This window comes from Promicromonospora sp. NPDC057138, from assembly GCF_042670845.1.
Classification (GTDB): Bacteria; Actinomycetota; Actinomycetes; order Actinomycetales; family Cellulomonadaceae; genus Promicromonospora.
In genome coordinates this window covers 40,683-59,644 of sequence record NZ_JBHUUX010000009.1, presented here as the reverse complement: position 1 = coordinate 59,644, position 18,962 = coordinate 40,683, and the positions used below count along the sequence as shown (strand labels likewise).

The 18,962-nt window shown below is 72.4% G+C and carries 14 protein-coding genes; 5 read left to right on the top strand and 9 right to left on the bottom strand.

The features are described from left to right. Positions 1-4 precede the first annotated feature (4 nt). Positions 5-934, bottom strand: coding sequence for a GNAT family N-acetyltransferase (locus tag ACFT2C_RS08540; protein ID WP_377206609.1), 930 nt, complete (start codon positions 932-934; stop codon positions 5-7). Between the two features lie 246 nt (positions 935-1,180). On the opposite strand from ACFT2C_RS08540, the gene ACFT2C_RS08535 reads away from it, so the two are divergent. From ACFT2C_RS08535 to ACFT2C_RS08520, 4 genes are all read left to right on the top strand, one after another. After that, entirely contained in the window at positions 1,181-2,167 is a 987-nt protein-coding gene (locus ACFT2C_RS08535; protein ID WP_377206608.1) for a LacI family DNA-binding transcriptional regulator, read from the top strand. 94 nt (positions 2,168-2,261) lie between these two features. Beyond that, positions 2,262-3,776, top strand: a complete 1,515-nt coding sequence (locus ACFT2C_RS08530; RefSeq protein WP_377206607.1) for a family 43 glycosylhydrolase — start codon at positions 2,262-2,264, stop codon at positions 3,774-3,776. Positions 3,777-3,879: 103 nt separating this feature from the next. Further along, positions 3,880-4,713, top strand: a complete 834-nt coding sequence (locus ACFT2C_RS08525; protein ID WP_377206606.1) for an IclR family transcriptional regulator — start codon at positions 3,880-3,882, stop codon at positions 4,711-4,713. 58 nt (positions 4,714-4,771) lie between these two features. Beyond that, complete coding sequence (locus ACFT2C_RS08520; RefSeq protein WP_377206605.1) at positions 4,772-6,067, top strand: glucarate dehydratase family protein; 1,296 nt, start codon at positions 4,772-4,774, stop codon at positions 6,065-6,067. Here ACFT2C_RS08520 and ACFT2C_RS08515 read toward each other — a convergent pair. Genes ACFT2C_RS08515 through ACFT2C_RS08495 form a run of 5 tightly spaced genes read right to left on the bottom strand, consistent with a single transcriptional unit; the run spans position 6,016 to position 11,556 of the window. Next, positions 6,016-7,053: an ABC transporter ATP-binding protein gene (locus ACFT2C_RS08515; RefSeq protein ID WP_377206604.1), complete on the bottom strand. Its 1,038-nt coding sequence runs from the start codon at positions 7,051-7,053 to the stop codon at positions 6,016-6,018. The two genes, ACFT2C_RS08520 and ACFT2C_RS08515, sit on opposite strands and share 52 nt — an antisense overlap. Then, positions 7,050-8,123, bottom strand: a complete 1,074-nt coding sequence (locus tag ACFT2C_RS08510; RefSeq protein WP_377206603.1) for an ABC transporter ATP-binding protein — start codon at positions 8,121-8,123, stop codon at positions 7,050-7,052. Before ACFT2C_RS08510 ends, ACFT2C_RS08515 begins: the two co-directional genes overlap by 4 nt. Further along, a complete protein-coding gene (locus tag ACFT2C_RS08505) occupies positions 8,120-9,016 on the bottom strand; it encodes an ABC transporter permease (protein WP_377206710.1) in 897 nt (298 codons plus the stop codon). Before ACFT2C_RS08505 ends, ACFT2C_RS08510 begins: the two co-directional genes overlap by 4 nt. 13 nt (positions 9,017-9,029) lie before the next feature. Continuing rightward, positions 9,030-9,959, bottom strand: a complete 930-nt coding sequence (locus ACFT2C_RS08500; protein WP_377206602.1) for an ABC transporter permease — start codon at positions 9,957-9,959, stop codon at positions 9,030-9,032. A gap of 34 nt (positions 9,960-9,993) precedes the next feature. Continuing rightward, positions 9,994-11,556 (bottom strand): ABC transporter substrate-binding protein, encoded by a 1,563-nt coding sequence (locus ACFT2C_RS08495; RefSeq protein ID WP_377206601.1) that lies wholly within the window; start codon positions 11,554-11,556, stop codon positions 9,994-9,996. A 184-nt stretch (positions 11,557-11,740) separates the two neighbouring features. On the opposite strand from ACFT2C_RS08495, the gene ACFT2C_RS08490 reads away from it, so the two are divergent. Beyond that, complete coding sequence (locus ACFT2C_RS08490) at positions 11,741-14,608, top strand: sugar-binding domain-containing protein (protein ID WP_377206600.1); 2,868 nt, start codon at positions 11,741-11,743, stop codon at positions 14,606-14,608. A 15-nt stretch (positions 14,609-14,623) separates the two neighbouring features. Here the strand turns inward: ACFT2C_RS08490 and ACFT2C_RS08485 are convergent, their stop codons facing one another. The 3 genes from ACFT2C_RS08485 to ACFT2C_RS08475 are packed head-to-tail and all read right to left on the bottom strand — an operon-like array spanning position 14,624 to position 18,846. Beyond that, positions 14,624-15,508, bottom strand: coding sequence for a PaaX family transcriptional regulator C-terminal domain-containing protein (locus tag ACFT2C_RS08485; RefSeq protein WP_377206599.1), 885 nt, complete (start codon positions 15,506-15,508; stop codon positions 14,624-14,626). Beyond that, positions 15,505-17,199: a (2,3-dihydroxybenzoyl)adenylate synthase gene (locus ACFT2C_RS08480; RefSeq protein WP_377206598.1), complete on the bottom strand. Its 1,695-nt coding sequence runs from the start codon at positions 17,197-17,199 to the stop codon at positions 15,505-15,507. Before ACFT2C_RS08480 ends, ACFT2C_RS08485 begins: the two co-directional genes overlap by 4 nt. A 57-nt stretch (positions 17,200-17,256) precedes the next feature. Further along, entirely contained in the window at positions 17,257-18,846 is a 1,590-nt protein-coding gene (locus ACFT2C_RS08475; RefSeq protein ID WP_377206597.1) for an FAD-dependent monooxygenase, read from the bottom strand. Positions 18,847-18,962: the final 116 nt, after the last annotated feature.

The following is an 18,962-nucleotide window of genomic DNA, read 5'->3' as shown; positions in this document are numbered from 1 at the left end:
CCAGCTATCCGAGGGAGCGGCCGAACTCGCGGCGGTTGACGAAGTTGTCGAAGCCGTTGGCGGCAAAGGCGCGGGCGATGCCGGTGTTGGCGGCATCGCAGTCGCCGACGACGGAGGTGGCGCCGGCCGCGGCGAGGACGGCGACGCCGCGGGCGACCACGGCCGTGGCGTATCCCCGGCGGCGGTGCTCGGGGACCACGCCGACGTGCCCGATGACGGCTTCGCTGGGATTGCGTGCCGGCATGCTGACCGCGGCGGGGCTGCCGTCGGGGGCGAAGCCGATCTCGTACCACTCGTCCCGGTGGTCGAACTTCGCCATCAGGTCGAAGATCCATTCGCCGGCGCCGTGCAGGCCGTGCGCGGCGACGCCGTCGGCGAGGTCGGCGTCGGCGGTGCCCTCCATCGTGCGTCCGAGCACGTCGACGAAGGTCTCGCGGCCGATCTCCGGAAGTGGCCGGAAGGTGAGCCGGTCGTCCTGCGGGGGTACCGGTGCATCGGTGGTCCACCGCCAGCGCATCCCGTCCCGGAGGAGCCGGAAACCGGCGGCGCGCAGTGCCGCCTCCTGCTCGGCCGGGTGGAACTGGAACCGCGGTGCGCTCGGTGGCGTGTCCAGCGCGTATTCCAGCGCGGCGGCGCCCAGGTCACGGGCTCTGGCGGCAACCAGCCGGAGCACTTCCGGTCCAGCGTCCGCGTCCTCCCAGGACGTCTCGAGCAGCGCGATCGACGCCGGAACGTCCGCGCCCGGCAGCGCGTAGAGCGCGGCCCTGCCGAGTTGCGCGCCGTCACGCTCGGCGACGAAGCACCACTCGGGCCGGATGCTGCCGGCTTCGAGCTGAGCATCCACGTATGCCCGCAAGCTGGCCGCCTTCTCGGCGGTCTCGCCCTCGCTGAACAGGTCTTTCTCATCAGCACTGATGCTGCGCAGGGTCGTCAAGGAGGCTCCTCGTGGGCGGCGGATGGCCCAGCGAAGCAGGGCGGTCCGCGACGGGTCAATTCAATATGGCGCCATCACGACGTGGGTGCTGGAGCGGTCAGGCTGCCGGAGTGCACCGCTGCCGGCCGGGCCGCCTTCGCGAGATCCTGGCGTCTGCGCCTTGCCGCGCCGCAGGATTCAGGAGGACGATGTCAGAGATCCTTTGCGCACAGCGAAGCGCGCAGCAGGGCCGACGGGGGGCATCCGATGGTCGGGATCCGTGACGTGGCCAAGGCCGCCGGCGTGAGCGTGTCGACAGTCTCACAGGTGGTCACGGGCAAACGACCCGTGGGGGCGGCGACCCGGGCACGCGTCGAGGAGGTCATCGCGCGCCTGGGCTATCTCCCCCACCCGGGCGCGTCGCAGATGCGCGGCGGACGGACCGGCATGATCGCCCTGGTCGTGCCCAACCTCGCCAACCCGTTCTACCCGCTGGTCGCGGACGGGATGCAGGACGTGCTCGCACCCCGCGACATCATCCTGACGGTCACCGACTCCAACGTGCCGGACCGCTCCGCGGCCACCATCTACCGGCTGCTCTCGCGCCGCGTGGACGCGATGGTCGTCGCGCAGTTCGGGCTCGACGAGCCCAGCCTCGCCGCGCTGCGCGGGGCGGGCGTCCCGTTCGTCGGCCTCGGGCAGGCGCCGCCCGGGGGCGGCGACTTCGTCCACACCGACGACGTCGGCGGATTCGGCTTGGTGGTGTCGCACCTGGTCGAGCGCGGCCGTCGCCGGATCGCGTTCCTCGGCGGGGAGGAGTCAGCGATCCCTACCCAGCAGCGCCTGGAGGGATACCGGGCCGCACTGGCGGAGGCCGGCGTCCCCGTGCGGGACGACTACGTGCTCTTCGCGGACTTCACGCGCGAGGGCGGCCGCAGCGGCGCCGCGGTCCTGCTCGACCGCACGGACCCTCCCGACGCGATCGCCGCGGCCAACGACCTGATTGCGATGGGTGTCCTGGACACGGCCCGGGCCCGAGGCCTGCGGGTCCCGGACGACGTCGCGGTGACCGGCTACGACGACATCGACGCGGCGTCCCTGGTCTGCCCCCCGCTGACGACCGTCGACAACCCGGCGCGCGAGATCGGGCGGGCCTGCGCGCGTCTCCTGATGGAACGGCTCGACGGCAAGGGCACCGGCGAGGCCCGCGTCGTCGAACTGCCGCACCGCCTCGTCGTCCGCGACTCGAGCTGAGCGCCCGCAGGATCCCGTCCGCACGCCGCCCGCTAATGTGTGCCGTCGCGCTCCAGCGCGACTTCATCCAGGGCATCGCAGCGACAGGAATCAAGTGACCACGACCACCGCCCAGCCCACCGTCACGCCCACCGCTCTCACGAGCGTCGTGCCGATCGTCCCGGGCTTCCACCCCGACCCCTCGATCTGCCGGGTAGGCGACGACTACTACCTGGCGAACTCGTCGTTCGAGTACGCGCCGGGCGTCCCCCTGTGGCACAGCCGCGACCTGCTCACCTGGACGCTCGTCGGGAACATCCTCGACCGCCCCGACCAGTTCCTGGCCGGGCACGCCTCCCCCTACGGAGGCGTGTACGCCCCGACCCTGCGTCATCACGACGGCAGGTTCTGGCTGATCACCACGGACGTATCCGCCGGCCGCCCCGGACAGCTCGTCGTCTCCGCCGAGGATCCCAGCGGGCCGTGGACCGCCCCGATGTTCCTCGAGGGCCTGCAGGGCATCGACCCCGACCTCGCCTGGGACGCCGACGGCACGTGCTACGTGACGTTCTGCTCCAACGGCCCGGAGGGGCCCGGGATCGCCCAGGCGCGCGTCGACCTCGAGGCGGGGACGGTGCTCGAGACGCCGCGACGCCTGTGGAGCGGGACCGGGCTCGCCCACCCGGAGGCGCCCCACCTGTACCGGCGCGGGGAGTACTGGTACCTGATCATCGCCGAGGGCGGCACGGAGCGCGGCCACAGCGTGTCGGTCGCGCGCGCGGACCGGCCCGAGGGCCCCTACGCCGGAGCGCCGGCAAACCCCGTCCTGAGCCACCGCAGCACCACGCACCCCGTCCAGAACACCGGCCACGCCGACCTCGTCGAGAACGCGGACGGCAGCTGGTCGGTGGTCTACCTGGGCGTGCGGCCGCGCGGCGCCACGCCGATGTTCCACGTCAACGGCCGCGAGACGTTCCTCGCCGGGATCGACTGGGTCGACGGCTGGCCCGTCGTCGACGAGGGCCGCTACCTCCGGCCGGTGCCCGACACGTCGTACACGGACGCGTTCGACGCCGACGAGCTGCATCCCCGGTGGGCCTCCCCCGGCGCCGGGCTGTCCGAGATCGCCGAGGCCCGGCCCGGCGGAGGGCTCCGGCTCCGCCGCGGGGACGGCCCGCGCGCCGACTTCGGCTTCCTGACGGCACGCACCCTCGACCCGGCGTGGCGGTTCGAGGCCGACCTCGGTGTCAGCCGCGGGTCGGGCGCGCTCCTGCTGCGCCTGGACGACACGCACTGGTGCGAGGTCCGCGCCGACGCGGGCCAGGTCAGCGCCGTCGTCCGCATCGGCCCTCTCGAAGCCACCCTCGGGACCACGGCCACGCTGACCGGATCGTCCGTGACGCTGCGGGCCGAGGCGCTCGGCCCGACGACCGGCGGGCCGGACGACGTCCGCCTCAGCGCCGTCGTCGACGGGAAGGAGCACGAGCTGACCCGCTTCGACGGGCGCTACCTCTCCACCGAGGTGGCCGGCGGCTTCACCGGGCGGGTCGTCGGGCTCCGGACGCTCGACGGGACCGTCGACGTCGCCGAGGTGCGATACACGGCGCTCCCGACGGACCAGGCCGTCTGACGCCCCGCGCAGTTCGGCACACACGGATGTCCGTGTATGTGGATGAGTGTCTACGATCGTGTCCACGGGCCCGACCCCCGGGTCCACGACACGGGAGAGAGCGATGCCCCCTGCGAGGTCCGGCGCCACGCCGCCGAACGACGACCGGCCCACGGGCGGCGTGCGGGAGGTGAAGTCCGCCGCCAGGACCGTGGAGATCCTCGAGTTCCTCGCCGCGCGCCAGAACCGGCCCGTGCGGCTGCGCGAGCTGAGCGAGGCGCTCGGGGTCCCCCGGAGCAGCCTCCACGCCCTGCTGCGGACCCTCGCCCAGCACGGCTGGGTACGGTCCGACGCGACCGGGACGCTGCACGGCATCGGGATCCGGGCACTGCTCGCGGGGACCAGCTACCTCGACACCGATCCGTACCTGCCGCTCGTCACGCCGATCCTCGAGGGTCTGCGCGAGCAGCTCGACGAGACGTTCCACTTCGGCCGGGTCGACGGGAATGGCGTGGTCTACCTCGCGACGCGGGAGTCGAGCCAGTACCTCCGCCCGTACAGCCGCGTCGGACGCCGTCTGCCCGCCTACTCGACGTCGCTCGGGAAGGCGATCCTCGCGGGCCTGCCCGCCGACGAGCGCGAGAGCCACCTCCCGCCGACGCTGGAGCCGCTGACCCCGCACACCCTCACCGACCGGGACGCCCTCGACGCGGACCTCGAGGCGACCCGGCAGCGCGGCTACGCCGTCGACAACGAGGAGAACACCGTGGGCCTGCGGTGCTTCGCGGTCGCGCTGCAGTACGACGACGAGCCCGCGACCGACGCGATCAGCGCCTCGATCCCCCTGGCCCGGCTCAGCCCCGAGCGCGACGCGGAGATCGTGGCGGCCCTGCGCCAGGCGGGAGACCGGATCGCGCGGCTGGCCGGTCCCGTGCGCAACTCCCTGACCTGGGGCTGACGCTCCGCGACCGAGGCGATCTTGTCTACGGACGTAGACACATGACAGAATAGTAGACGTGACCCACGCACCGGAGCGCCCACGTCTCGATGGCGGCAGCATCACCGCCGTTCACGTCACGCCCGTCGCCTTCAAGGACCTGCCCATCCTCAACACCGTCGGCGTCCACGAGCCGTTCGCGCTTCGCACCATCGTCGAGCTGGTCACGGAGAGCGGCATCTACGGCCTCGGCGAGTCGTACGGCGACCTACCGCACCTCCAGCGGCTCGAACGGGCCGCGCGGGCACTGGTCGGCCGCAACGTGCTCGACCTGAACGGCATGTATCGCGAAGTCGTGGCGTCGCTCTCGACCGACGACGGCCAGGGCGGGCACGGCATGGGCGGGATGGTCACCGGGTCGGCCACGCCGGACCGGGTCTTCTCCCCGTTCGAGGTCGCGGCGCTCGATGCGCAGGGCAAGCTCATCGGCGTGCCGGTCTCGGACCTGCTCGGCGGCGCCGTACGCGACCGGGTCAGCTACTCGGCCTACCTCTTCTACAAGTGGGCCGGCCACCTCGGGGCCGACGAGGACCCGTGGGGCGAGGCGCTCGATCCCGACGGCCTGGTCCGCCAGGCGCACCGCATCGTGGACGAGTACGGCTTCACCGCGATCAAGCTGAAGGGCGGCGTGTTCCACCCGGACGAGGAGATCGCGGCGATCAAGGCGCTGCGAGCGGAGTTTCCGGACCATCCGCTACGGCTGGACCCGAATGCCGCCTGGACGGTGGAAACATCCGTCCGCGTGGCGGAGGCGCTCGACGGCGACGTCGAGTACCTGGAGGACCCGACCCCGGGCATCGAGGGGATGGCCGCCGTGGCACGGCAGGTCAGCATGCCCCTGGCGACCAACATGGCGGTCGTCGCGTTCGACCATCTTCCACCGGCCGTCGCGCAGGACGCCGTGCAGGTGGTCCTCTCCGACCATCACTTCTGGGGCGGGCTGCGCCGGTCCCAGACCCTCGGGGCGATCTGCGACGTCTGGGGAATCGGCCTGTCCATGCACTCCAACTCCCACCTGGGCATCAGTCTCGCCGCGATGACGCACCTGGCCGCGGTCACCCCGAACCTCGACTACGCGTGCGACACCCACTGGCCGTGGAAGTCCCCGGACGAGGACGTCGTCGACGGAGCCATCGGGTTCGCCGACGGCGCGGTCACCGTGCCGACCGCGCCAGGCCTCGGCGTCGAGCTCGATCGCGACCGCCTGGCCCAGCTCCACGAGCAGTACCTGAGCTGCGGACTTCGCAACCGGGACGACACCGGCTACATGCGACGGTCCGAGCCAGACTTCGACCCGTCGCCCGCGCGCTGGTGACGCCGCTGGTGGCGCAGCGGATGGAAGCACTCGGCGGTGTGCGCGCCGTCGGCGGCGTCGTCGGCTATCGGCGGGACCGTCGTCGCGCACTCGTCGGTGGCCTTCCAGCAGCGGGTACGGAACCGGCAGCCCGACGGCGGGTTCAGGGGCGACGGGATCTCGCCCGACAGGATGATCCGCTCGCGGCGGCGCGTGTGGTCCAGCGACGGGGCGGCCGACAGGAGCGCGCCGGTGTACGGGTGCAGCGGACGCTCGAACGTCGGCTCCGTGCCGCCCTCCTCGACGATCCTGCCCAGGTACATGACGACCACCCGGTCGGCGACGTGCCGCACCACGGACAGGTCGTGCGAGATGAACAGGTAGGCCACGCCGAGCTGCTGCTGGAGGTCGTTCAGGAGGTTGAGCACCTGCGCCTGGACGGACAGGTCGAGCGCCGAGACCGGCTCGTCGCAGATGATCACGTCGGGATCGAGGGCCAGCGCCCGGGCGATGCCGAGCCGCTGCCGCTGCCCGCCGGAGAACTCCTGCGGGTACTTGCCGGCGTCGCCCGGCCGGAGCCCCACCAGCTCCAGCAGCTCGGCGACCCGGGCCGCCCGGTCGCGGGAGGTCCGGTACAGGGTGCGGTGGGTCCGCCACGGCTCGCTGACGATCTCGCCCGCGGTCATCCGCGCGTTCAGGGACGCGAACGGGTCCTGGAACACCATCTGCACCCGGCGGCGGAAGGCGAGCAGGTCAGTGCCGCGCAGCGACAGCGGGTCGACGCCGTCGAACCGGATCTGGCCGGCGTCCGCCCGCTCCAGCATCATCAGGGTGCGGGCAAGGGTGGACTTGCCGCAGCCCGACTCCCCCACCAGGCCCAGCGTCTCGCCGCGGCGCAGGTCGAGGTCGATCCCGTCCAGCGCGCGCAGCTCCTTGCGCCGGCCGCCGTGCCGCACGGGATAGACCTTGGTCAGGCCGCGGACCTCGAGCAGGGGCGCGTCGCTCATCGGTCGACCTCCACGGATCGGTTGGCCTCTGCAGAGCTGACCACTTCGGAGCCGGCCTCCTCAGAGCTGACCACCTCAGAGCTGACCTCGTCAGAGAAGTGGCAGGCGGACCGGTGGCCCGGGGACACCTCGCGCGCCGTCGGCCGCTGCTCCCGGCACAGGCCCCGCACGAGCGGGCAACGGTCCTGGTAGACGCACCCCGGCGGGATCGCGGACAGCTCCGGCGGCGACCCGCCGATCGAGCTGAGCGACGCGCCCCGCTCGGCGCTGACGGGGACGGAGTCGAGCAGCCCCCTGGTGTACGGGTGGCCGGGATGGCCGAAGACCTCCTCGACCAGGCCCTCCTCGACGACGTTCCCCGCGTACATCACGACGACACTGTCGGCCTGCTCGAACACGAGGGCCAGGTCGTGCGTGATCAGGACCACCGCCATGTCCCGCTCCTCGCGCAGCTCCTTGAGCAGGCTCATGATCTGCGCCTGCACCGTCACGTCGAGCGCGGTGGTGGGCTCGTCCGCGAGCAGCACGGACGGCGAGAGGGCGACCGCAATCGCGATGAGCAGGCGCTGGCGCATGCCGCCGGAGAACTGGTGCGGGTAGGCGTCCACGCGGGTCTCGGGCTCGGGGATCCCGACCCGGCGCATGAGCTCGACCGCCTCGCGGCGCGCCTCCCGCCTGGACAGGCCGCGATGGATGCGGAACGGCTCGGCGAGCTGGGTGCCCACCGGATAGACCGGGTTGAGCGCCGTGAGGGCGTCCTGGAACACGATCGCGAGCTCCTTGCCTGCGAGCCCGCGGCGTTCCTTCGCGGACGCCGACGTCAGGTCGGTGACCCGGCCGGCGCCGTCGGACAGTCTGATCGAGCCGCCGGCGACCTCGGCGACCGGGTCGAGGACGCCGGCGATCGCGGTGGCGGTCATCGACTTGCCGCAGCCGGACTCGCCGAGCAGCGCGACGGTCCGGCCGCGGTGGGCCTGGAAGCTGACGGAGTCTACGGCGCGGAGCACGCCGTGGGGCGCGTGGATGTCGACGTCGAGACCGGCGACGTCAAGGGCGACGCTCGCGTTCACTGGAGAACCTCCGTCGGGGTGGGGACGGCGCGGCGGCGCTGCCGGCGCGGAAGGGTCAGCCGCCAGCGCTGCGCCGGGTCGGTGGCCAGCCGCGCCCACGCGGCGAGCACGGTCGCGGAGACGGTGGCGACGACGATCGCCAGGCCGGGGAAGAACGACAGCCACCAGGCGGTCTGCAGGTAGGTCCGGCCCTGCGAGACCATCAGCCCCCAGCTCACGTCGGGCGGCTGGATGCCGATCCCGAGGAAGCTCAGCGAGGACTCCGCGAGCATCACGAAGCAGAACTCGAGAGTCGCGACCGTCAGGAGCGTGGGCAGCACGACCGGGAAGACGTGCCGCATGATGATCGCCGAGCTCGTGGCGCCGAAGGTGCGCGCGGCGTCGACGAAGAGGCGGCTGGCCAGCTCGGCCGACTCCGCGCGCGCCGTCCGCAGGTAGATCGGGATCCGGGTGAGCGCGAGGACCAGCACGATGTTGCGCGCGCTGGGCGAGAAGACGTAGAGCACCACCACCGCCATCAGCAGCGACGGGAAGCTGAGGATCACGTCGGCGACCCGCATGGCCACCGTCTCGCGCCAGCCTCGGTGGTAGCCGGCCCACATGCCGATCAGCGAGCCCACCACGAGCGAGATGAGCACCGCGGGCACGGCGACCAAGAGCGTGGTGCGCGCCGCCACGACGAGGCGGGCGAGCACGCTCCGGCCGAGCTCGTCGGTGCCCAGGACGTACAGCCAGCCGTCCTCCTCGAGCGGCGCCCGGCCGGCCCGGGTCAGGTCCTGGGCGTTCGCCTCGTCGCCGATCAGCATCGGCCCGAGGACCGCGACGAGGACGAGCAGGGCCAGCACCAGCGCCGCCACGGTCGCCGGCTTGTCCCGCCAGAGCATCCGCCACATCACGTCTCCTCCTTCAGACCAGGGCCTTGTCGCGCACGCGCGCGTCGAGCAGGGCGTAGCAGAGATCGATGGCGATGTTGAGCGCGAAGATCGTCACCGCCGTGAGCAGCACCGCGGCCTGGAGCACCGCGAAGTCGCGCTGGAGGATCGAGTCGATCATCAGCTTGCCGATGCCCGGCCAGCCGAAGATGGACTCGACCACCACCGCGCCGTTGACGAGGCCGACGGCGAGGTCGCCGGCGACGGTCAGGGCGGGCGCCGCGGCGTTGCGCAGGGCGTGGTCGGTGACGACCCGGCGGCTGTCGGCGCCCTTGCTCCGTGCGAGCCGCACGTAGGGGGCGGACAGCGCCGAGACCATGGCGCCGCGGACCACCTGGGTCAGCACCCCGGCGGGCCGGAACAACAGGGTGGCGATCGGCAGGACCCACGAGAGCATGCCGTCGTCCACGCCGGAGGTCGGCAGGACGCCGAGCAGGACCGCGAAGATCCACACCCCTGTGATCGCGAGCCAGAAGTCCGGGACGCTGGCCGCCGTCATCGACATGAACGACGCGAGCCGGTCCGCGAGGGAGTTGGGCCGGTAGGCCGCGTAGCTGCCGATGACGATGCTGATCACGACGGCCAGCACCATCGTGGTGAGCGCGAGCTGCAGCGTCGCCGGGAAGGCACGCAGCGCCATCTCCGCCGCCGGCTCCCCCGTCCGCAGCGAGGTGCCGAAGTCGAGCCGCAGCACGCCGCCGAGGTAGTCCAGGAGCTGCTGCCAGATCGGCAGGTCCAGGCCGTTGGCGGTGCGGAACGTCTCCTTCTGCGCCTCGGTGGCGTTCTCCGGCAGGTACAGGACGGCGGGGTCGCCGGTCATGCGGGCCAGCAGGAAGACGCCGAGCAGCACCGCGACGAGCGGCAGGAGCGACGTGACGGCCCGCCTCCGGAGAAACGTCAGCATCGGCGGCCTCCTGCGGTGATCGAGGTGAACGGGATCATCCGGCGGGAGTCATCTCCGCCAGCCGCATCTCGTCCCCGGTGGCCGAGTTCGGCGTGTAGCTGACCTGGTCGGACAGCCCGATGATCCCGGTCATGTGCGCGATGTAGGCGAACTGCCCGATCGCCTCGGGCTCGTCGGCGAAGACGTCGGCGTAGGCCTGCTGGCGGCCCTCGTCCTGCTCCTTGCCGGCCGCCTTGATCTGCGCGTCGAGCTCGTCGGTGCCGAACGTCGACTGCGCCCCGTCGCTGAGCATGTACTGGTCGACCGTGAACGCCGCGTCGCCGGCCTGGTTGCCGTGCTGCACGAGCATCAGGTAGGGGCCGGTGTCCTCGGGGAACGGCCGCGACTGGTACTGGACGGACGCGGCGGTGTCCATCATCTCGATGGACACGTTCAGCCCGACGTCCTCCAGCGCCTTCTGCACCACCTCGACGGTCTCCTCGACCTTGGGGAACAGCCCGGTGCGGCTGATCAGCCGGATCTCGGTGTCGGTGGGGACGCCGTCCGCCTCCGCCTCCGCGATGAGCGCCTTCGCCTTCTCCGGGTCGTACGGCCAGGGCTCGAGGTCCGGGTTGTGGCCGACGACGCCGTCGGGCACGAGCTGCGAGGCGACCTCGGCGTATCCCTCGAAGAGCGAGTCGACGATGCTGCCGCGGTCGATCGCGTAGTTGATCGCGTGCCGCACGCGGATGTCGTCGAGCGGCGCGTAGGTGCCGGTGGCGCGGACCGCCGTCGTCTCGTTGTTGGGATAGTCGACGCCCGCGTCGCCGAGCCCGTCCTCCGGCGCCAGCCCGGTCGCGACGTCGGCCTCGCCGCCCGTGATCATCGCCGCGCGGACCGTGCCCTCCTCGCGCCACTGGTACTCCGCCGTGGGGAAGGCGGGGGCCTCGCCCCAGTACGACTCGTTGGCCGCGAGCGTCAGCTTGGTGCCGGCCTGCCAGTCCTCGATCTTGTACGGGCCGGTCCCCACCGGCTCGCGCACCTTCTCCGTGTCCGACGTCGACGCGGGGACTATCTCGATGAAGGAGAGCCGCAGCGGCAGGATCGGGTCGGGCTCGGGCGTCGTGACCGTCAGGTGCGTCGCGTCCGCCGCGTCGACCTCCAGCTCGGTGTCCCCGAAGACGTAGCCCTCGACGTTGCACCCGAACGTGCCGTTGACCGCGCGGTCGATCGAGTGCGCGGCGGCCTCGGCGTCGAACGGCGTCCCGTCGGAGAAGGTCACCCCTTCGCGCAGGGTGAAGGTCCAGGTGTCCGGCTCGGTCTGCTGCCACTCGGTGGCGAGCAGCGGCTCGAGCTCCCCGGAGGTGGGATCGCGCTCGACGAGCGGCTCGGTGATGTTGGACCGCACGACGACGCCGGTCGACGTCAGGTTGGCGTCGCAGGGCTCGAGGGTCGGCGGTTCCTGGGGCAGGACGATGCGCACGACGTCGCCGCCCGCCGTGGTGCCGGCACTGTCGGAGTTGGCTACCGCGCAGGCCGAGAGCGTGAGCGACAGGCTCACCACGACCGCGCCGACGGCGACCCCGCGCGAAGTCCGCGCCTGCGTCCGGGAATACATGGCAGGTTCCTCCAGGGAGTCATCGTCGACTACATATGTGGACACCGTTCTCGCTTGTAGATGTACGCTAGGCGCGCGCCCACATGACGTCAAGCACCGCAGAGCCGACGGAACAGAGAATCGTCCAGCCAGGTGCAGAGGATCGTCTCTTCAACGGCCGCCGGAGCCGACCTAGGGTCGAGCCATGCTCACCGTCGCGCACCCGTCCCTCGACCTGTCCGGCCAGTGGCGCTGCGTCCTCGACCCGAACGCCGTGGGCGAGCTCGAGCAGTGGTTCCGCCACGGCCTGCCCGGAGAGCCCGTGGCGGTCAGCCTGCCGGGCTCGATCCAGCACCAGGGTCTCGGCGATCCCGTCGCCATCGACACCCCCTGGACCGGCAGCATCGTCGACCGGTCCTATTTCACCGAGGAGCGGTATGCGCCGTACCGCGAGCCGGGCGACATCTCGGTCCCCTTCTGGCTCCAGCCTCGGGTCTACTACCGCGGCGCCGCGTGGTTCCAGCGCGAGGTGGAGATCCCGGCGGGCTGGGAGCAGCGCGACGTCGTGCTGTCGCTGGAGCGGGTCCACTGGGAGTCGACGGTCTGGCTGGACGAGCGGCAGGTGGGCACCGAGCGGAGCCTCACCACCGCCCACCGGTTCGGCCTCGGCCGCCTCTCCCCCGGCCTGCACCTGCTCACGATCCGCGTCGACAACCGGGCGGTGGTCGACGTCGGACCGAACGCGCACAGCGTCTCCGACCACACCCAGGGCAACTGGAACGGGATCGTCGGCGCACTCACCCTCACCGCCCAGCCGGACGTGACCATCCGCCGGGTCCGCGTCGTGCCGGACGTCGCGGCCAGGTCCGCGCTGGTCAAGGTGGACATCGCCGCCGGCAGCGGCGGCGCGGGCACGGGTAGCGTCCGGGTCTCGGCGCGGCGCTTCAACGTTCCGGGCGAAGCTCCGGGCGAGGTTCCTGGCGAGGTTCCTGGCGAGCGCGGGGCCGGACCGGTCAGCGCCGGCTTCGAGGCCGAGCACAGCCGCGACCTCGGGGAGCGCGGCCTCACCTCCGGCGGGACGCACGTCGACGTCGAGCTGCCGCTGGGCGACGACGCTCTGACCTGGGACGAGTTCCGGCCCGCCCTGTACGAGCTCACGGTCGAGCTGGTCACCGACGTGCGCGGCGTCGAGCACAAGGACGTGGCCCGCACCGTCTTCGGCCTGCGCGAGGTCGAGGTCGAGGACACCCAGGTGACGATCAACGGCCGCCGCACCTTCATCCGGGGCACCCTCGAGTGCTGCGTCTTCCCGCTGACGGGCTACCCGCCCACCGACGTCGGCTCCTGGCGCCGCATCATCGCCGTCTGCCAGGCGCACGGGCTGAACCTCCTGCGGTTCCACTCCTGGTGCCCGCCGGAGGCGGCGTTCGTGGCCGCCGACGAGGCCGGCCTCTACCTGCAGGTGGAGGGCCCCATCTGGGCCAACCAGGGCGCCGGCCTCGGCGAGGGGCGCCCGGTCGACGACTTCCTGTTCGAGGAGACCCGGCGCATCCTCGACGGCTACGGCAACCACCCGTCGTTCATCATGATGGCGCACGGCAACGAGCCCGGCGGGCGGGACGCCGAGCTCCTCGCCTCCTGGGTCACCACGTGGCGGACGTACGACCCCCGGCGCCTGTACACCAGCGGCGCCGGCTGGCCCGCCATCGTCGAGAACGACTTCGACAACATCCCGGACCCCCGCGCGCACCGGTGGGGCGAGGGCCTGGGGTCCCGGCTGAACGGCCGCCCGCCGGAGACCGAGTCGGACTACCGGGAGTGGGTTATCTCGCGCCCGCGCCCGATCATCAGCCACGAGATCGGCCAGTGGTGCGCGTACCCCGACTTCGCGGAGACGGCGCGGTACACGGGGCTCATGGAGCCCCGGAACTTCGGCATCTTCGCCGACTTCCTGCGCGAGGCCGGCATGGCCGACCAGGCGGAGGCGTTCCTCCACGCCTCGGGGCGGCTCCAGGTGCTCTGCTACAAGGAGGACATCGAGGCAGCGCTGCGCACCGAGGGATTCGGCGGCTTCCACCTCCTCGGCCTGACCGACTTCCCCGGGCAGGGGACGGCGCTGGTCGGCGTCCTCAACCCCTTCTGGGAGTCGAAGGGCTACTGCACGCCCGAGGAGTTCGCCCGGTTCTGCGGGCCGACCGTTCCGCTGGCGCGGCTGCCGCGGCGGGTCTGGACCGCGGACCAGGAGATCCGGTTCGAGGTGCAGGTCGCCCACTTCGGCCCGACGCCGCTGGTGGCCGACGTGCGCTGGCACCTCCGCGACCGCGGCGGCAAGGAGCTCGCCAGCGGCGACGTCGCCCGGGGCGCACACATCCCGATCGGCAACGGTGCCCGCTTCGGCCCGGTGGTCGTCCCGGCGGGCCTCGTCCCGGAGCCCGCGCAGGTGACCCTGGCCGTCTCGGTGGGGGACGCCGCCGGCGTCTCCTCCGAGAACGACTGGGACCTGTGGGTGTACCCGGCCGCCGAGGAGGTGGCGCCCCCGGACGGAATATTGGTCACCGCCGAGATCGACGACGCGCTCGACCGGGCCGGGGACGGCGCGACCGTCCTGCTCGAGCTCGGCCCGGAGCGCATCGGGAACGACGTCGCACTGGGCTTCACGCCGGCGTTCTGGAACACCGCCTGGACCTCGGGCCAGGCGCCGCACACGCTCGGCGTCCTGCACGACCCGGCGCACCCGGTCTTCCGTCACTTCCCCACCGAGGGCTCCACCGACTGGCAGTGGTGGGAGCTGCTGCACGGCGCCAAGGCGATGCTGCTCGACGGGCTCCCGCCCGGGCTGCGCCCCCTCGCCCAGCCGATCGACACCTGGTTCGAGGCGCGGCGGCTCGGCGTGCTGTTCGAGGCGAAGGTCGGGCGCGGCAGGATCGTGGTGAGCTCGCTGAACCTCGACCCCTCGGGCGACCGCGCGGCCGCCCGCCAGTTCCGGAAGAGCCTGCTCGACTACATGGGCAGCGCCGACTTCGCCCCCGCCGAGACCCTCGCCCCGACCGACCTGATGAGCGTCCTGCGCTGACGTCCCGGGTGATCGCTACTGCTGCGGGCTGTCGATCGGGCCGCCGATGACCTCGCTGACGTATGCGGTCGCCGCTGGGCCTAGCTCGCGGTGGGCGGTGCGGAACAGGTGGTTCGCCTCGGCGCCCAGCCAGCCGGCGGGGCGCAGGTCCTTCGGCAGCCAGGGGTCGACGAAGGGGAAGTGCCGGTAGCCGTCGATCAGGGTCGTCCTGGCCACGAGGGCGTCCGCTCCGCGCAGGGTTGCGCCGGCCAGGTGCGCGTGGTCGGCGAGGAACCGCTCGTACAGCTGGTTGATCCGGTCGAGGTCCCAGCAGCGTTCGACGACGTCACGGTCCGCCTCGAGGCCGCCGGTCCGGGCGCGCATCACGGTGAAGTGGACGTCCGAGAACTCGGCCGCCAGGTCCCGGACGTCCGCGCTGCGGTCGCGCGGCGTCATCCAGGTGCTCGCCGTCAGCGAGCCGAAACCGAGCCAGGACAGCTGACGCCGGAGCTGGTCGCGGGTCGCCCGGTCCGGCTTGGCATTCTGCTGGACGACGGTCGTCCAGTGCTGGTCCCACGGCTCGTCGTACTCGGCGAAGATCCGCTCCCGCCCGGTCTGGAGGACGCCGAGCATGTGCGCGCTGAGCACGTAGCTCGCCTCGCGGCCCTCGCGCCGCGTCGTGAACCAGCGCTCACGGCGCAGCCGGGTCAGGGTCATGCGGACCGTCGCCGGCTCGACCCCGAACGCGCCGAGCAGGGTGACGAGGTCGCCGGCCTTCGCCTCGCCGCCGGCGTAGCGCAGGTAGTCGCCGAACAGGTCGAGGATCAGGGCGCGCGGCTTCAGGTGAGCTGAGCCCGAGTCGGTCTCGGCCAGGTGCTGGGGCAGGGCGCCTGGGGCCCGGGTGGCTGGTGTGGTCGTCATCCGGCATTCTCCCCTCGCGTGGAGAGCCCCTGCAGGCGGTCAGCGATGTCCTCGCGCAGGATCCGCTTGTCGATCTTGCCGACCTTCGTCATGGGCAGCCGGTCGACGATCTCCAGGCGGTCCGGGTACTTGAAGGCCGCGACCTCCGCCCGGGCGAACACCTCGCGCACGTCCTCGAGCGTCGGGGCCCTGTGCCCCGGCTTGACCACGGCGTACACGCACAGCCGCTCGCCCAGGTCCGGGTCGGGCATGGAGACGGCGGCGGCGATCTCGACGTCGCCGAGGCGATACATCAGGCCCTCGATCTCCTCGGCGGAGATCTTCTCGCCGCCCCGGTTAACCATGTCCTTGTCCCGCCCGTGCACGACGAGGTTCCCGTCGGGCCGGCGCACGACGACGTCCCCGCTGCCGTACCAGCCGCCGGGCAGGAAGGCCCGCTGGTTGTGCTCCGGCGCGTTGTAGTACCCGCGCGGGGTGTAGGGGCCGCGGGTGTAGATGGCCCCGGGCTCGCCGTCGGGCACGTCGCCGCCGCGCGGGTCCAGGATCCGGACCTCGTCCGCCTCGTGGACGGGGCGGCCCTGGGTCCCGGTGATGACGTCGGCCGGGTCGTCGAGCCGGGTGGTGTTGATCAGCCCCTCGGCCATGCCGAAGACCTGCTGGAGCCGGGCCCCGAGGACCGGCTCGATCCGGGCCGCGTACTCGTCCGGCAGCCGGGAGCCCCCGACCTGGAGGATCCGGAGCGTCCCGGTCAGGGTGCCGCCGGTCTCCTCCTGGTGCTCGATCCAGCGCTGCGCGACGGCGGGGACGGCGGCCGCGATGGTGACGCCCTCACGCTCGATGGTGGCGAAGGCCCGGGCCGGAGCCGGGCTGGGCAGCATCACGACGCGGCCCCCGACCAGCAGGGTGCCGAGCACCCCGGGGCAGGCCAGCGGGAAGTTGTGGCTCGCCGGAAGGGTCCCGAGGTAGACGTCGTGCTCCGTGAGCTCGGCCGTCGCCGACGTGGCCCGCAGGTTGCAGACGTAGTCGTTGTGGGTCCGGGTGATCAGCTTCGGCAGGCCGGTGGTGCCGCCCGAGATGAGGAAGCACGCCGGGGAGTCCGGGTCCGGGTGCATGGCATCGGCGGCCGCCCGGTCGGCGGCGCGGTCCTCCCCCGGCGCGAGCAGCCCGGCCAGGGGCACCGACCGCGGGTCCAGCGCGCCGGGCTCGCCGAGCGCGAGGACGTGCTCCAGGTCGGGCAGCTCAGCGGCCAGCTCGTGGGCGAGGCGCTCGTGGTCGAAGTCGCGCAGCACGCGCGGCACCGCCATGGCCCGGGCCTCGGACAGGGACGCGAGGTGGGTCAGCTCGTGGCGCCGGTGCGCGGGGAGCGCCATCACCGGGATCACGCCCGCCCGGAAGCAGGCGAGGGTCAGCACGATGAACTCCCACCCGTTCGGCATCTGCACCAGCAGCCGGTCGTCGGGTTCCAGGCCCAGCTCGCGCAGCCGTCCGGCCGCGGCGTCGGCGCGGCCGACGAGCTCCGCGTAGGTGAGGCGGACGTCGCCGTCGACGACGGCGTCCTGCGTGGGGCGGGCGTCGGCGACCTCCCACAGCAGCTCGCCGAGGGTGCGGTCCTCCCAGTAGCCGCGGGACCGGTAGTGCGCGGCGACGTCGTCGGGCCAGGGCACTGTGCCCGTCCGGGTGTGGTGGCTCACGGTCGATCTAGTCCTCTCGGGCGGATGTGGTGTCGGGCGTCCTGGCGTCGACGGCGGTCACAGGGCCTCCCCCTCAGGTCGCGCGACGGCGTCGACGCGCCCCGCGAGCAGGGCGGTCTCGATCTCGGCGTCGGACAGGTTGTCGACGACGACCGAGACGAGGCCGCGCCGCAGCCGCGCCTCCTCGCTCAGGAGGATGCGGGTCAGCGCCGTGCCCCCGGTGATCAGGACCGCTCCGCGGTCGGGCAGCGAGTGGGCGGCCTTCGCGAGGTGGGACTCGTCGTCCGGCGCGTCCACGCGGATGACTCCGGCGTCGCTCCCCGCTGTCGGGCCTCCGGTGGAGGCTGCCGTGGAGACGGGGACGACGGGCCCGCCGCGCTCGGAAAGCTGCCCTTGCCCGTCAACGACGGTGAGCTCCAGCACCCGCCCCGCCGTGCGCGCGCCGGCTAGGTCCAGGGGCGTGTGCAGGGCGTCGGTGCCGTGCCGCTCCGCCCAGCGCGCCCGCGCCGTCGCGACCAGTTCCGGGTCGCGACGCGCGATCCGGTCCACCGCGATGCTGCGGGAGAAGAAGTGGAACGCGAAGGTGAACGGATCCAGGTCGCGCTGGTACTGGCCGAACCGTTCCCACCAGGCGAGGCTGGGGACCGCCGCGTCCTGGATGCGCGCGACCGCCGGCGTGCGTGCGTCCTGGTAGGCGGCGAGCGCCGTCGGCCGATCGCGGTGGACGCCGAGCTGGCGGGCGAGCTCGATGGCGTCCTCCATCGCCATCTTGGTGCCGGAGCCGACCGAGAAGTGGGCGGTGTGGACGGCGTCGCCCAGGAGCGCGACGTTGCCGCGGAACCAGGTGGTCGTGCGGCGGGTCCGGAAGTTCGCCCAGCGGGAGTTGTTCGCCACGAGCGCCGCGCCGTCGATGTCGTCGGCGAACAGCTCGGCGAGGTAGGCCTGGCTCCGCTCGTCCGAGGGCCCTGGGGGCTGGGTCACGTCGAACTGGTCGAGTCCGGCTCGCTCCCAGGTCTCGTGGTCGGTCTCGACGATGAACGTGCTGAGCTCGTCGCTGATGGGGTACGCGTGCGCGGCGAAGTTCCCGTGCTCGGACCTGCGGTGCAGGAACGTCAGCCCGTCGAAGATGTGCTCGGTGGCGAACCAGATGAACTTCGCCTCCGCAGTGGCGACCGAGTGCCCGAGGTCCGTGTGCTCCTGGAGGTAGTCGCGCACGGTCGAGCTGGTGCCGTCCGCCCCCACGACAAGGTCGTGTGCCGCGGCGAGCTCGGCGACCGGCGGCGCGACCGTGCTGTACCGGACGTCGACACCGGCGGCCTCCGCGTTGTCCTGCAGGAGCCCGAGCAGCGTCTTGCGGTGGATGGCCGCCATGCCGTTGCCTGCGAACCCGTACGACTCCCCGTCGCTCCGGACCTCGATGCGGTCCCAGTGCGTCCCGTGGTCCGCCAGCCCGTCCCGGAGCACGGAGTCTGCGGCGTCGATCTCGCGCAGCGTGGCATCGGAGAACACGACGCCGAAGCCGAACGCGTCAGACCTGCGGTTGCGCTCGTAGACCGTGACGGTCGCTGCGGAGTCCTGCCTGGCAAGGAGGGTGGCCAGGAACAGACCGCCAGGTCCGCCGCCGACCACCACGATGGAGTCGCCCATACCTGAAGACGATAGGCGCGGCGTCGTCGATATGCAACACGCATCTTCCACTCGACGTGATTACGTTATACGATCGCTTCACCAGGTGCCGATCGCGGCGCCGCGCGGCACCGGAG

Coding starts and splice junctions, on each gene's coding strand:
- ACFT2C_RS08535 (WP_377206608.1), top strand. CDS start 1,181: ATGGTCGGGATCCGTGACGTGGCCAAGGCCGCCGGCGTGAGCGTGTCG.
- ACFT2C_RS08525 (WP_377206606.1), top strand. CDS start 3,880: ATGCCCCCTGCGAGGTCCGGCGCCACGCCGCCGAACGACGACCGGCCC.
- ACFT2C_RS08515 (WP_377206604.1), bottom strand. CDS start 7,053: ATGAGCGACGCGCCCCTGCTCGAGGTCCGCGGCCTGACCAAGGTCTAT.
- ACFT2C_RS08505 (WP_377206710.1), bottom strand. CDS start 9,016: ATGTGGCGGATGCTCTGGCGGGACAAGCCGGCGACCGTGGCGGCGCTG.
- ACFT2C_RS08500 (WP_377206602.1), bottom strand. CDS start 9,959: ATGCTGACGTTTCTCCGGAGGCGGGCCGTCACGTCGCTCCTGCCGCTC.
- ACFT2C_RS08495 (WP_377206601.1), bottom strand. CDS start 11,556: ATGTATTCCCGGACGCAGGCGCGGACTTCGCGCGGGGTCGCCGTCGGC.
- ACFT2C_RS08490 (WP_377206600.1), top strand. CDS start 11,741: ATGCTCACCGTCGCGCACCCGTCCCTCGACCTGTCCGGCCAGTGGCGC.
- ACFT2C_RS08485 (WP_377206599.1), bottom strand. CDS start 15,508: ATGACGACCACACCAGCCACCCGGGCCCCAGGCGCCCTGCCCCAGCAC.
- ACFT2C_RS08475 (WP_377206597.1), bottom strand. CDS start 18,846: ATGGGCGACTCCATCGTGGTGGTCGGCGGCGGACCTGGCGGTCTGTTC.